The following is a 13529-nucleotide window of genomic DNA, read 5'->3' as shown; positions in this document are numbered from 1 at the left end:
GGTGCGGTGACGGCCGCTCAGCCGTCGAGGAGCAGCCGGTCGTAGACGGACTGGGTCACGGTCCAGTCCCACGTCTTCAGGACGTGCTCGGACGCGGCCCGGCCGGTCTCCCGCCACTGCTCCTCGGTGGCGGTGGCGGCGAGGATCCGCTCCGCGGCCTCCTCCGGGCTGTCGACCACCCAGTCGGCGGGGAACAGGGTCCGGGCGCTGTGCGGCTTACCGGCGAAGAACGGCCAGTCTCGTACGACCGGCACGGCCCCGCTGGCCGCTCCCTCCACCAGGCCGCAGTGGAAGCTCTCCCGCACAGAGGTGCTGAGGATGACGCCCACCTCCTGCAGCGCGGTCGGGACGTCGTCGGTCTGCCCGTAGCGGCGTACCGCGCCGATCGGCTCCAGCTCGGCCAGCTCCCGGCTGAGCAGCCTGCCGTAGTCCTTCGCCGGCTTGCTGGTGCGGTTGTTGAAGTTGCTGCCGATGAGGGTGAGCCGGTACCGCTCGTCCTTCTCGCGCAGCTTCCGCAGCACCTGGACCGCCCAGCGCGGGTCCTTCGCCACCGAGCTGAACCCGACCATGCCGAGCGTGAACCGGGCGTCGGCCGCCTTCGTCCGGGGGTAGCGCTGCAGGTCCATGGCGTTGTCGACGACCCAGAGGCGCGGGCCGCCCGCTCCGGCGAGCTGGGGCAGCACGGCCGTCGACAGGTCACGCAGGTGCTCGGAGACGAACACGACGTCGTCGACCCGGGAGAAGTCCACCAGGTGCGGCCAGAAGTTGAACGCCTCGAAGCTGTGCAGGCGGACGATGATCCGGGCGCTTCCGGGGTCGTGCAGGGTGAACAGCGCGGCGGTGGCCTGGCACCAGTCGATGAAGACGGTGTCCGCCCAGTCCAGGTGTGGTCGCAGCCAGTCCTCGATCTTGGCGCCGTACGACGAGGTGCCGGCGAGCAGGTGCTCCATGACGGCGCTGCCGCTGAGCGCCAGCGGACGGGTCACCGGGTCCTCGTAGAGGTCCAGGAAGCGGACCTCCACGTTCGGCATGGCGCGGTAGCGCTCCAGGATCTCCTGCAGGAAGTTGTCGTTGATCAGCGTGGTGACCAGCAGCCGCAGCGGCCGGTCGGTCGGCGGCGGGGCGGCCGGGGTGAGACGGCCACGGGGCTCGGACAACTTCCGTGCCGCCGCGCTGGCGCGGAACGGCGCCAGGAAGCCACCCGGGTCCGTGCTCATCGGTGAGGAGAGCCGGTCGAAGTGCAGTACGCGGTTCGACGACAGGCTCCACGCCTTCGAGACGGCCGCGGCCGCCTTCTTGCTGTCCTTCGGCAGCAGGCTGTCCGCCAGGGCGAGCTGAGCGCGGATCGCGTCGTGCAGCCCGGCGGGCACCAGCCCTTCGGTCAGCTCGGCCTGCGCCGCCTTGTAGAGGATGTCCGCCCGCGTCGCCGCGCTGCCGATCCGGCTGGCCGCGGCGGAGGCCGTGCGGGCGGCCGTGGCCGGGCGCCCGGCGCGCACCGCGCTGGCGTGCAGCCGGACGGCGAGCTTGCTGCGGAGCCGGTCCGGGACCCGTGGGGCCGCCACCGCCCGCGTCCAGAACCACGAGGCCGCCGGGTTGCTCATGGCACGCTGGCCGGTGGCCTTCCTGAGCGTGGTGCGGACAGTCTCCACCGCGGCCCGGCGCGCGCCGCGGGTGCCGATGCCGGCCGCCGCGCTGACGCGGCGCTCCAGACGCCGGCTCACCGACTCGGTCCGCTTCGCGTCGAGCGCCTTCTGGGCGGGCACCAGGCCGTAGTAGGCGCCCGCCCGGGTGTTGCGCTGCGCCATCTCCCACACGGTGTGGACCGCGCGCGGGTCGAGGGCGACCAGCAGGTCGGCGGTGCGGTAGCGCTGCCGCAGCCAGGGGTGACGCCGCGCGTGCAGCCAGAGCTTCCGGTTGGCCGAGGCCCGACCGAGGGCACTGCGGAGACGGCCGTCCCGCTTGTCGGCCGGTACGACGAACGTGCGGACCTCCGCCAGCGACGGATCGATCGGCAGTTGCTCGGTGTCGAAGAAGCAGGCCACGGTGACCGTGGCGCCCTTGCTGCGGAAGCGCTCCAGCGCCTCGACCAGGACGGCCGGTTGCTTCGGCGCGGTGCCGGCCACGATGAGCACGGTGGTCACGGGTGAACATCTCCAGTCGGTGCGGCCGCGGCCGTGGTCAGGACACCGACCGTGGTCGGCCGGACGATTTCGGTGAGGTGCCGGACGGCGGGCGCGAGGACGGCGGGACGCGCGTACCGGCGGGCGATCTCGCGCGCCGCGGCCCGGTCCTCGGCGGTGGCCTTGAGAGCCATCCGCGCCGCCTCGGAGAACGACGTGGCGAGGCGGTGCGGGTCCAGACCCACCGCCCCGGTCCACAGGGGATGCCCGGCGAGGATGTTCGTGGCGTCGTGGTCGACGTCGTGGGCGGAGAGCACCGGCAGACCGGTGGCCATGAACTCGTACACCTTGCCGGAGGTGACGTAACGGCCACCGACCAGCATCAGGACCAGGGCGTCCCAGGAGCCGTAGAGCGACGACAGCTGCGCCTTCGGCACCGGGCCGCCGAAGGTGACGCCGTCGACGGCGGCCTCCTTGAGCAGGTCCATGTGCCGGTTGGCCTCGCGCATCGGGCCGGCGCCGATGTGGCCCCGCACCTCGAAGCGGGACCGGGCCAGGACGGGGTCGTTGCGGCGCGCGATCCGCCATCCGTCCAGCACGGACTCGAGGAAGGCGGGCGTGAAGTTGACCGAGCCGAGGTAGCCGAAGGTCAGCCCGGCCTCCGGATCCGGGGTGCGGTCGCCGACGTCCGGGAGGCTGTCCTCGTCGTAGCCGTTGCGGACGACGTGCACCCGGTCGGCGAGGTCGGGGTAGCGCTCCCGGTAGAAGCCGGCGATGGGGTCGTTCACGCACCAGACGGCGACGGCGTGCTCGAGCACCTTGGACTCCCACCGGCCGGAGACCGAGTCGCGGGTGAAGGCCTCGCCGCCGCCGATCACGTCCAGCGACCAGCCGTCGCGGAAGTCGACGGCGTAGGGGACCTTGTACTCCTCCCACAGCTTCCAGGTGGCGGCCAGGTTCACGTACGGGGCACACGAGGCCAGCAGCAGGTCGGCCGGGTGTTCGCGGTGCACCCGCAGCACCGCCTTCTCCAGCTCGTAGCGCCAGCCCCCGAAGACGGGCTCCGGGAAGATCTTCTGCTCGCGCTTGCGCAGGCGGGTGATCCACCCCGCCGGGTCGAGCGAGCGCTCCTCCGAGAAGGCCCGGATGTCGGTCTCCAGGTCCTCCCTGATCAACGGCAGCTCGACCACCTTGACCCGCGGGTCGACCTTCTCCGAAAGGCTGTGGTCGAGGCCGTACTCACGCTCCCAGGCCTCCTGGCAGATCGTGATGACGGTGATGTCCCAGCCCAGCGCGACGAACTGGTTGGCCGTCTCACGCAGCCGGTAGGCGCTGCTCTTGGCCGCCGGCGGGAAGCCGATCGCCAGGTAGATGACGTGCGGTCGGCGCCCGCCGCCGGACCGCGGAAGGGGGGCAACTCGATTGCTCATCGCAGATAGCCGATCGTGAGGAGGGGGGACGCCGTCATGCCACGTGGTTCCGCAACGTCTCGGCGACGCGCCGGGCTGCCCGCCCGTCGCCGTACGGGGTGCCGCGCGGGGTCTCCGGGGCGGGTCGGGTGGCGGTGGTCACCCAGTCCGCGCCCAACTCGCGGGGGTCGGACACCAGGACGTTCCAGCCGCCGTCGAGGGTCTCCACCCACTCGGTCTCGGTGCGCAGGGTGGTGCAGGGGCGGTCCAGCAGGTAGGCCTCCTTCTGCAGGCCACCGGAGTCGGTCACCACGCCGACCGAGCCGAGGACCGCGGCCACCATGGCGGCGTACGGGAGGGGCCGGCCGGCGTGCAGCGCGCCCCGCGACAGCTTGAGCCCGTGCTCCTCGGCCCGGGCGACCAGCCGCGGGTGTGCCAGCAGCGCCACCGGCACCGGCAGGTCGGCCAGCGCGTCGAGCAGGGTGGCGAGCCGTCGCGGGTCGTCGGTGTTCTCGGCGCGGTGCAGGGTGGCGAGCAGGTACGGCTGCCGCGGGTCGATGCCCTCGGGCAGCGCCGGCTCGGGCCGGCCGCCGCGCAGGACGTCGTCCCGGACCCGCAGGCAGACGTCCACCATGACGTCGCCGACGAGGACCGACCGGGCCGCCAGTCCCTCCGCGGCCAGGTGCCGGACCGCCTCCTCGGTGGGCGCGAGCAGCAGGTCGGCGGCGTGGTCGGTGAGCACCCGGTTGTGTTCCTCGGGCATCCGCCGGTTGAACGAGCGCAGCCCGGCCTCCAGGTGGGCCACCGGAAGGTGCTGCTTCACCGCCGACAGCGTGCCGGCAAGGGTGGAGTTGGTGTCGCCGTAGACCAGGACCCAGTCCGGGTGCGCGTCGGCGAGCACCGGGTCCAGCGCGGCCAGCGTCCGCCCGGTCTGCACCCCGTGGCTGCCGGAGCCGATGCCCAGGTGCACGTCCGGGTCGGGGATGCCGAGGCCGGAGAAGAAGACGTCGGACAGGTCGGCGTTGTAGTGCTGGCCGGTGTGCACGATCACGTGCTCGATCCCGTCCGCCGCGAACGCCGCGGCGATGGGTGCCAGCTTCACCAACTGCGGTCGGGCGCCGACGATGCTGACGACCTTCACTACCTGACTCCTCGGATCTGGGGCGGGGGCGACGAACGGGTCGGTGCTGACTGCCGGGGCACGGCCGGGCGGCGAGGGTCACCTCGCCGTCGTGATGTCCCGGGACGAACTGGCTATGGAGCTGTGGTGGCGCCGGTCCCCGGCGAACACGGGGACGACCACGGCGGGTGGCGCGCCCCGTCGACGGCTCGAACGGCCGTGTCGGCCACGGACCCGCCGGCCGGGCGACGGCCCTTGGAATAGTAGTGCGGCTCGGCGTCGGACGGCGGTTGCGGTCGGCGTCGCATCGGCGCGGAACCGGCCCGTGGACGCGGCGCGTCCGGCCGCCCCGTTCCAGGCGCGACGACAATCACCCGGTAACGGGACACGGGGCACAACACTAGCCGATTCCGTCCTGTCCGCCGCGACCGTGACCGATGCGAGTCCCCGGTCTGAGCCGTAGGATTCCGGGCGATGCCGATCTTTCTGGTTTGTTCCCTGCGACGCGACCGATGTGGGGCGGAACGTGCCCGTCGTCGCGCCTGGGTACGGGATGACGTCGATCTACTGGAGCGCGGCCGGTTTCGCGGGCCCGAGGGCTACTTCCTCGGGCCCGTCTCCGACTCCGACGCGACCGGGCGGTGGGGGGTCGAGCCGCAGCCGACCGCGAAGGTGCTCACCGCGGTCTCCCGGGGAGAGCGGGGCACCGCGCTCAGCACGGACGAGATCGCCCAGGCGAAGGCGGACGTCGCGCACTGGAAGGCGGACGCGGTGGTGCTGCCCGACCGGGTGCGCCGGGCGGACGACCTCAAGACGGTGCTCGAAGCCATGTACGGCCCGGGTCGGCGGGTCGACGACGTGTGGCTCTGGGACGTGGGCCCCTACACCCGCTGACGACGGCCGCCGGGGCCGCCCACCGGTGGGCGGCCCCGGCGGCGGGCTACGGCGAGTACTTCCAGAGGATCAGCAGGTAGCCGCCGAAGTAGGCGGACAGGATCGTCAGGCCGGTCAGCACGGTGACCGCCCGGGCCCGCCCGGCCCGGGCCAGGACCAGCGCCAGCGGGAGCAGCAGCGGGAAGGCCGGCAGCAGGAACCGCGCCTTGGAGTGGTAGTAGCCGGCCGCACCGAGGGTGGTGACCAGCAACAGGCCGCTGTAGAGCAGCAGTTGCCAGGGTTGCCGGTCGAGCACGCTCAGCACGAAGAGCAGCACCGCCACGAACGCCACCGCGGTGACCATGTACATCTCCAGCGCCGAGGCCTCGCCCAGCACCTTCTGCGCCCGCCGCACGGTGTCGACGCCGAAGTCGAAGCTCGTGCCCCAGCCCGCGTCCTGGATGTGGAACCAGCCGTCCGGCCGGCCCGTCCGGTAGCCGACCCAGGCGAGGTATCCCAGCCAGCCGGCGGGCGTGAGGACCATGGCCACCCAGGGTCGCCAGCCGTCGCGCCGGCGGACGGCGGCGACGAGCGCGGCCAGACCCACCACGGCGATCAGCGCGGACGCGGTCGGTCGGGTCAGGCCGGCGAAGAGGCAGAGCACGCCGGCGGTGAGCCAGCGCTCCCGCAGCAGCGCGTACAGGGTCCAGGCGGCCAGCGCGGTGAACAGACCCTCGGTGTACGACATCGTCTGGACGATGCTGTGCGGCAGCACCCCCCAGAGCGCGGCGAGCAGGATCCCGACGCCCCTGCCGTGCAGCAGGTTGCCGACGGCGAACAGCCCCCACGCCGCGGCGAGCGCGGCGGCCCAGGCGATGAGCAGTGCGGTCCCGCGGAGGTCGAAGGGGCTGAGCGGTTCCAGGAGAGCGGTCAGACCGGGATACAACGGGAAGAAGGCCATGTTGCTCTGCAACTTCTCGTAGCCGTCGTAGCCGTGCTCCGCGAGCCGCAGGTACCAGGTGCCGTCGGCGCGGGTGAGGTAGCCCACCGGGTTGTGGTCGCCGGCGTGGGCCCAGAAGTAGAGCACCAGCCCGCCGACCACCCGCGTCGCCGCGTAGGCGCCGAGCGCCGGCAGGGCCAACCAGGTGGCGGCGCGCAGCCGGTGGGCGAGGCCGGCACGCGACGCCGGTGCCTCGGCGGGGGTCGGTTCCGTCGACGGCGAAGGGCGCTCGCCGGTCGTCACCACGTCCATTCATGTCCTGTCTGGCGCTGTCGCGGGGAAGACGGTCGGGGCGCGCACGGAGGAGGCTGCCACCGGCCCGGGATGGCCTCCGGAAGGCACAGCGGTCACCGGTCGTCGACCACAATGCAGGTTAGCAACCGGTACGGTTCCGCGGGCAACGCGTAGGCCGCGCGGGGCGGGCGTGGTGCCCCGGTTGTCGTAGACTCGCCCGGGTCCCGCGGGCGCGGTGCTGGCTGACACGAAACGGACAGGAATGGCATCTGACGGCAGGACCGCAGCGGCGGCCACCCGGGGACGGGTCGTCATGCTGGTGGACAACGGGGTCGTCGGTGACTCCCGGGTGCAGAAGGCGGCACGCTCGGCGGCGGACGCCGGCTGGGACGTCGTCCTCCTCGGGCGCGCGCCGGCGGGCGGCAAGCCGCAGAGCTGGCGGCTCGGCGACGCCGAGGTCCGCCTGATCCCGATGCCCGAGCCGCTGGCCCGGCGACGGCACGAGTTCCGCCGGGCCTGGCTGCGCCGGCCGCTGGCCTACCCGCCCACCGGCGTCGCGGCCCACCGCACCCAGTCGGTCAAGGCCTGGCGCGCCGACCTCCAGGTCCGGCGGGCGCTGCTCACCGCCGCGGCACGCGAGTCCGGCGCCGGCCGGCCCGGTGGCCTCTCCTGGGCCGCCCTGCGCGCCGAGGAGAAGGTCGCCGGCCTGACCCGCAAGTGGGTGGGTTTGCGCAACCGGCAGCTCAACCAGGCCCGGCGCGGCCGCAAGCTCGACGGCCCCTGGGACCGGGCGTACACGCTGTTCTGGCAGAAGCTGCGCGGCGACGGCGCCTGGCGCCGCCTTGAGCCGGGCCTGTGGGACTACGAGCTGGCCTACGGCCCGGTCGTCGACGAGTTGGCCCCGGACCTGATCCACGCCAACGACTTCCGCATGATCGGCGTCGGAGCCCGCGCCAAGATCCGTGCCGCCGCGCAGGGGCGTCGCGTCGCCCTGGTCTGGGACGCCCACGAGTACCTCCCCGGTGTGCAGCCGTGGCGGGACAACGCCCGCTGGCTGCCGGGCAACGTCGCCCACGAGCGGGAGTACGTGCCGTACGCCGACGCCGCGATGACGGTCTCGGGCGGCCTGGCCGACCTGCTCCAGCGGGAGCACGGGCTCGCGGAGCGGCCGGCGGTCGTGCTCAATGCCCCGGCGCTGGCCGAGCTGCCCTCGGATCCCGCCGAGCCGGTGCCGGACATCCGGGCGCTCTGCGGCGTCGGGCCGCACACGCCGCTGCTGGTCTACAGCGGGGTGGCCGCGGCCAAGCGCGGTCTCGGTGTGATGGTCGAGGCGCTTCCCCGGCTGCCCGAGGCGCACGTCGCGTTCGTGGTCAACAAACCGGACTCCGCGTACGTCCGCGGCCTGGTCGAGCGGGCCACGGAGCTGGGCGTGGCCGGGCGGGTGCACGTGCTGCCGTACGTGCCGCACCACCAGGTGGTGCCGTTCCTGTCCGGGGCGCAGGTCGGGGTGATCCCGATCCAGCACTGGCCGAACCACGAGATCGCGCTGATCACGAAGTTCTTCGAGTATTCACACGCCCGTCTGCCGCTGGTCGTCTCGGACGTCCGGACGATGGCCGAGACTGTCCGCGAGACCGGGCAGGGCGAGGTGTTCACGGCCGAGGACGTGGCCGACTTCGTGCGGGCGGTCACCGCGGTGCTCGCCGACCCGGCGCGGTACCGCGCCGCGTACGACCGGCCGGGGCTGCTGGCCGGCTGGACCTGGGAGGCGCAGGCGGAGGTGCTCGACGCCGTCTACTCCCGGCTGCTGCCCGACGCCCCGCCGCGCGCCGTGCCCGCCGCCGACCCGGCCTCCGCCGCGGCACCGACCTCGGTGGAGGTGAGGGCGTGAGCCAGCCCGACGTGACGGTGGTCGTCGCGGTCTACAACACCATGCCGTACCTGACCACCTGCCTGGACTCGCTGGTGGGCCAGACCATCGGGCTGGACCGGCTGGAGGTCGTGGCCGTCGACGACGGCTCCACCGACGGCAGCGGCGCCGAGCTGGACCGGTACGCGGAGCGCTACCCCGGCACGGTCCGGGTGCTGCACCAGCCCAACTCCGGGGGTCCGGCCGCGCCGAGCAACCGCGCCCTCGACCACGCTCGCGGCCGGTACGTGTTCTTCATCGGCTCCGACGACCACCTCGGGCCGGAGGCGCTGGAGCGCCTGGTGGACGCGGCCGACCGGTGGGACTCCGACGTCGTGCTCGGGCGGATGATCGGCACCAACAAGCGCTACGTGCACCAGGCGATCTACGCACAGACGCGCGAGCAGGTGGACCTGTTCGACAGCGCGATGCCCTGGTCGCTGTCGAACACGAAGCTGTTCCGGCGGGACCTGATCGAGCGGCACGGGCTGCGCTTCCGCACGGACATGCCGATGGGCAGCGACCAGCCGTTCACGCTCGAGGCCTGCTACCGGGCGAGGAAGATCTCCGTCCTCGCCGACTACGACTACTACTACGCGGTCAAGCGGGACAACGCGCAGAACATCACCTACGCGAGCCGCTTCGAGGAGCGGTTGCGCTGCGCCGAGGAGCTCGTCGGTTTCGTCGCCGGCCTCATCGAACCGGGCACCCGGCGGGACGCCATCCTGCTGCGCCACTTCAGCTGGGAGGTGGCGAAGCTCCTGCGCGCCGAGTTCCTCGGTCTCGACGGGGACGTCCAGCAGCAGGTGCACGGCCGGATCCGGAAACTGGCCGAGGCGTACCTCACCGACGCGATGCTGGCGCGGATGGCCCCCGACCTGCGGCTGCGGCTGGTCGTCGCCCGCGACGCCGACCTGGCCCGGCTGCGCGAGCTGATCGGGCAGCAGGCCCACTCGACGCCGCCGGAGGTGACCGTGGAGGGCGACCGGTGGTACGGCCACTACGTCGGCTTCCGCGACCCGTCCCTCGGCTACCCGGACGAGTGGTACGACGTGACCGACCGGGCCGCGACGATGCTGGCCGCGATGACCGCCACGGAACTGGCCTGGGGCTACGACCCCACCGGCGGCCGTACGCTGGTCGTCACCGCGCGGAGCCGCTGGGCGGAGCTGGCCGACCTCCCCACCGAGGCGGTCCGGGTGAGCCTCGGAGAGTTGACCGGAGTGACATCGGTCACTCCGGGCGATGCCGGTACCGTCGTAAGGGCGGACTTCGCGATGGACCGGTTGCTCCCGGGCGTCGCGGCGAACGGGGAGCGTCGGATGGTACGGGCCGAGGTGACCGCCCTGGGCGGGACCGGCTCCGCGCCGCTGCGCACGGATCGCCCGCTCGCCGCACCCCGCCTGCTGGCCCGGCACGGGGTCCGGCTCCACCTCGTCACGCCCACCACCAACCACAAGGGCCAGGTGATCGTCGCGATCACTCCGGTGACGCCCCGCCGGTTCCTTGCCCGCCTGCGCCGTATCTGGCCCTCTGGAGGAAAGTAGTTCCATGAACATCTGCGTCGTCGCGCTCGGAAAGATCGGCCTGCCGCTCGCCGTGCAGTTCGCCTCGAAGGGGCACCGGGTGATCGGTGCCGACGTCTCCGAGCGGGTCGTCCAGCTGGTCAACGACGGTGCCGTGCCGTTCCCCGGCGAGGCCGACCTGGACGTCAAGCTGAAGGAGGCGGTCGCCGCCGGGCTGCTGTCCGCCACCACCGACACCGCCGCCGCGGTCGCGGAGTCCGAGGCGGTCGTCGTGGTCGTGCCGCTGTTCGTGGACGCCGAGGGCGTGCCGGACTTCGGCTGGATGGACGACGCCACCCGGGCCATCGCCCGTGGCCTCAAGCCGGGCACCCTCGTCAGCTACGAGACCACCCTGCCGGTCGGCACCACCCGCAACCGCTGGGCGCCCATGCTGGAGGAGGGCTCGGGCCTCACCGCCGGCACGGACTTCCACCTGGTCTTCAGCCCGGAGCGCGTGCTCACCGGCCGGGTCTTCGCCGACCTGCGCCGCTACCCCAAGCTCGTGGGCGGCATCGACGAGGCGTCGGCGGAGCACGGGGTGCGCTTCTACGAGGCGGTCCTCGACTTCGACGAGCGGGCCGACCTCAACCGCCCGAACGGGGTGTGGGACCTGGGCTCGGCCGAGGCGTCGGAGCTCGCCAAGCTGGCCGAGACCACGTACCGGGACGTCAACATCGGGCTCGCGAACCAGTTCGCGCGCTTCGCGGACACGGTGGGCGTGGACGTCACCAAGGTCATCGAGGCGTGCAACACGCAGCCGTACAGCCACATCCACCAGCCCGGCATCGCGGTCGGCGGCCACTGCATCCCGATCTACCCCCGGATGTACCTCTGGAACGACCCGGCCGCCACCGTCGTCCGCGCCGCCCGCGAGGCCAACGCGGCGATGCCGGACTACGCCGTCGACCTGCTCGCCGCCGCCTACGGGGACCTGACCGACGTGGGCGTGCTGGTGCTGGGAGCCGCCTACCGGGGCGGCGTGAAGGAGACGGCCTTCTCCGGCGTCTTCCCGACCGTCGAGGCGCTGCGGCAGCGGGGTGCCCGCCCGTACGTGTCCGACCCGATGTACACCAACGACGAGCTGGTCGCCCACGGCCTGCCCGCGTACGACGGCGAGCCGCTCGGCGCCGCGATCGTGCAGGCGGACCACGCCGAGTACCGCACCCTCGCCCCGGCCGACCTGCCCGGCGTGACCGTCCTGGTGGACGGTCGGCGGGTGACCGACCCGGCCCGTTGGGCCGGCGTCCGCCGGGTGGTCATCGGCGGCTGACCCACCGACCCGACACGGGCCCCGGCCGTCGCGCGGTCGGGGCCCGTCGCGTTGCGCGACCCCCGGGGCACCAGGGGTGACGCGCTCCCGTGGTCGTTCACCCGCCGGACACCCCGGCAATACTTGTGATACTTGCCCCGTTTAAGGTCGCAGCGGCCGTATCGAACCTCATCTCCCGGTGAACGGACAGGAGTGTGCCGTTGTTCAGCAGAGTACGGAGCCAACAGGGCATGGCCTCGGTCGGCGTGACCCTGCTCGGCTACGGGGTCATGGTCCTGGCCGGCGTCTTCGGCTGGGTGGTCCCGTTCGCGGTCGCCGCGCTGGTCGTGCTGGCCGGCGAGTTCGCCCTCGCCACCCGGTTCGCCGAGACAGGCGCGCTGCTGGAGAAGGCCGGGCTCGGGCCCGTCTGGCGGTGGCTCGTCCGCGACCTCTCGGTCGTCCTGCTGATCGTGAGCACCGTACGGCCCGGCGTCGCCGCGACGGTCGGGGTCCTGCTGGTGCCCGCCGCGCTCTGGACCGTGGCCGTCGGCACCACCGCCCTGCACCGGGTCGTCGACGGCCGGGCCGCCACGCCGGCGTTCACCCGCAACATCGACCTCGGGTCGGTACGCCGGGTGCCGGTGCCGCCCGCCTGGGCGCAGCGCGTCGCCGGCCTGCGGATGCCGCTGCTCAACTTCCTGCTGCCGCCGGCGGCCGTGGCGGCCGCGCTGGTCGACGGGGTCGCTCCGGTCGTCGTGACCGGTCTGGTCACGTTGGCCGCCGGCCTCGCCACGGGGGCGGTGCTGACGCTCACCCTGCTGCGGGGGCGCGGCGGCGCGCCCGGCGTGCTGCCCGCCGTGTACGCGTGGATGGCCCGGGAGCGCCCCGAGGTGGCGCTCTACTTCGCCGGGCCCGGCAAGGACGTCTACCAGGCGAACATGTGGCTCGCCCCGGTGGAGGCGACGGGTCGCCGGGCCGTGGTGCTGCTCCGCACCGAGGAGGCGTTCCACGCGCTGGCCGACACCCGGCTGCCGGTGATCTGTGTGCCGGCCGGGGTCGACTTCATGAACCTCGATCTCCGCTCGATCCGCGTCGCCCTCTACGCCGCGAACGTCGGCGCCAACATCCACATGCTGCGGGAACCGGGCGTCAAGCACGTGTTCGTCGGCCACGGCGACAGCGACAAGCAGGCCAGCGTCAACCCCTACAGCAAGGTGTACGACGAGGTCTGGGTGGCCGGCCCCGCCGGCCGGGAACGCTACGCGCGGGCCGGGGTGGGCGTGCGCGACCAGGACATCGTCGAGGTCGGCCGGCCGCAGCTGGCCGGTGTGCACACGTTCGGCTCGGCCCGCACCGACCGTCCCTTCACCGTGCTGTACGCCCCCACCTGGGAGGGGTGGCTGGACGACGATCCGTACCACACCTCGCTGGTCGCCATGGGCGAGCGCATCGTGTCCAGCCTGCTCGACGCGAAGGTGCGGGTGATCTACAAGCCGCACCCGCTCACCGGCAGCCGCTGGGCGAAGGCCCGGGCGGTCAACGACCGCATCGTCGCCATGATCGCGGCGGCCGGTGGCCAGGTCGACGCGACCTCGCTCGACGGCACCGCCCACCTGGTCGTCACCGGCCGCATCCCGGCGCTGTTCGACTGCTTCAACGTCACCGACCTGCTGATCAGCGACGTGTCCAGCGTGGTCTCCGACTTCGTGCAGAGCCAGCGGCCGTACGTGGTGGCCAACCCGGCGGGCCTGCCGGAGGACGAGTTCCGTCGCGCGTTCCCGACGGCCCGCGCGGCGTACCTGCTCTCCGCGGACTGCGGCGAGCTGGGGAAGATCCTCGACGTCACCCGGGCGGGGGACGACCCGATGACCGAGGCGCGACGGGAGCTGAAGGCGTACCTCCTCGGCCCGGACGAACCGAACCCGATGGATCGTTTCCGCGCCGAGGTCGACCGCCTCTGCGCCTGATCCACACCTCGGCGGCCGGTGAGCGGGACACGCTCGCCGGCCGCCGTCGTGTGCCGGACGCCCGTGCCGGCGCCCGCGTTCCG

Annotated in this window: 9 protein-coding genes; 5 read left to right on the top strand and 4 right to left on the bottom strand. The window is 73.1% G+C overall.

The window, feature by feature from the left end; genetic code table 11:
* Positions 1–17: 17 nt before the first annotated feature.
* From SM573_RS29020 to wecB, 3 genes are read right to left on the bottom strand one after another with little or no spacing between them, the layout of a single operon-like run.
* Positions 18–2141, bottom strand: a complete 2124-nt coding sequence (locus tag SM573_RS29020; RefSeq protein WP_474614893.1) for a glycosyltransferase family 1 protein — start codon at positions 2139–2141, stop codon at positions 18–20.
* A complete protein-coding gene (locus tag SM573_RS29015; protein ID WP_474614894.1) occupies positions 2138–3550 on the bottom strand; it encodes a glycosyltransferase family protein in 1413 nt (470 codons plus the stop codon). The genes SM573_RS29020 and SM573_RS29015 overlap by 4 nt, the downstream gene beginning before the upstream one ends.
* Before the next feature lie 34 nt (positions 3551–3584).
* Positions 3585–4670 carry a non-hydrolyzing UDP-N-acetylglucosamine 2-epimerase gene (gene wecB / locus SM573_RS29010; protein WP_474614895.1) on the bottom strand — a complete coding sequence of 362 codons (1086 nt, stop codon included), beginning with the start codon at positions 4668–4670 and terminating at the stop codon, positions 3585–3587.
* Positions 4671–5123: 453 nt separating this feature from the next.
* On the opposite strand from wecB, the gene SM573_RS29005 reads away from it, so the two are divergent.
* Positions 5124–5543, top strand: a complete 420-nt coding sequence (locus SM573_RS29005; protein ID WP_474614896.1) for a hypothetical protein — start codon at positions 5124–5126, stop codon at positions 5541–5543.
* Positions 5544–5589: 46 nt separating this feature from the next.
* Here SM573_RS29005 and SM573_RS29000 read toward each other — a convergent pair whose 3' ends face one another.
* On the bottom strand, positions 5590–6774 hold the full coding sequence (locus SM573_RS29000) for a hypothetical protein (RefSeq protein WP_474614897.1): 1185 nt from the start codon (positions 6772–6774) through the stop codon (positions 5590–5592).
* 244 nt (positions 6775–7018) lie between these two features.
* Between SM573_RS29000 and SM573_RS28995 the strand changes: the two genes are divergently transcribed.
* From SM573_RS28995 to SM573_RS28980, 4 genes are all read left to right on the top strand, one after another.
* Positions 7019–8647, top strand: a complete 1629-nt coding sequence (locus tag SM573_RS28995) for a glycosyltransferase family 4 protein (RefSeq protein ID WP_474617497.1) — start codon at positions 7019–7021, stop codon at positions 8645–8647.
* The gene (locus tag SM573_RS28990) at positions 8644–10212 is read left to right on the top strand and encodes a glycosyltransferase family 2 protein (RefSeq protein WP_474614899.1); all 1569 of its coding nucleotides are present in this window, start codon (positions 8644–8646) and stop codon (positions 10210–10212) included. Before SM573_RS28995 ends, SM573_RS28990 begins: the two co-directional genes overlap by 4 nt.
* A gap of 4 nt (positions 10213–10216) precedes the next feature.
* Positions 10217–11500: a nucleotide sugar dehydrogenase gene (locus SM573_RS28985; protein WP_474614900.1), complete on the top strand. Its 1284-nt coding sequence runs from the start codon at positions 10217–10219 to the stop codon at positions 11498–11500.
* Between the two features lie 200 nt (positions 11501–11700).
* Entirely contained in the window at positions 11701–13446 is a 1746-nt protein-coding gene (locus tag SM573_RS28980) for a CDP-glycerol glycerophosphotransferase family protein (protein WP_474614901.1), read from the top strand.
* Positions 13447–13529 lie beyond the last annotated feature (83 nt).

The sequence above is a fragment of the Micromonospora xinjiangensis genome (genome assembly GCF_056150165.1).
The sequence above is the reverse complement of the archived record's forward strand: the minus strand, read 5'-3'. Positions and strand labels throughout refer to the sequence as shown.

Excerpts from the sequence above, each read along its gene's own strand:
- SM573_RS29015 (WP_474614894.1), bottom strand. The coding sequence starts at position 3,550 with ATGAGCAATCGAGTTGCCCCCCTTCCGCGGTCCGGCGGCGGGCGCCGA.
- SM573_RS29005 (WP_474614896.1), top strand. The coding sequence starts at position 5,124 with ATGCCGATCTTTCTGGTTTGTTCCCTGCGACGCGACCGATGTGGGGCG.
- SM573_RS29000 (WP_474614897.1), bottom strand. The coding sequence starts at position 6,774 with ATGGACGTGGTGACGACCGGCGAGCGCCCTTCGCCGTCGACGGAACCG.
- SM573_RS28995 (WP_474617497.1), top strand. The coding sequence starts at position 7,019 with ATGGCATCTGACGGCAGGACCGCAGCGGCGGCCACCCGGGGACGGGTC.
- SM573_RS28985 (WP_474614900.1), top strand. The coding sequence starts at position 10,217 with ATGAACATCTGCGTCGTCGCGCTCGGAAAGATCGGCCTGCCGCTCGCC.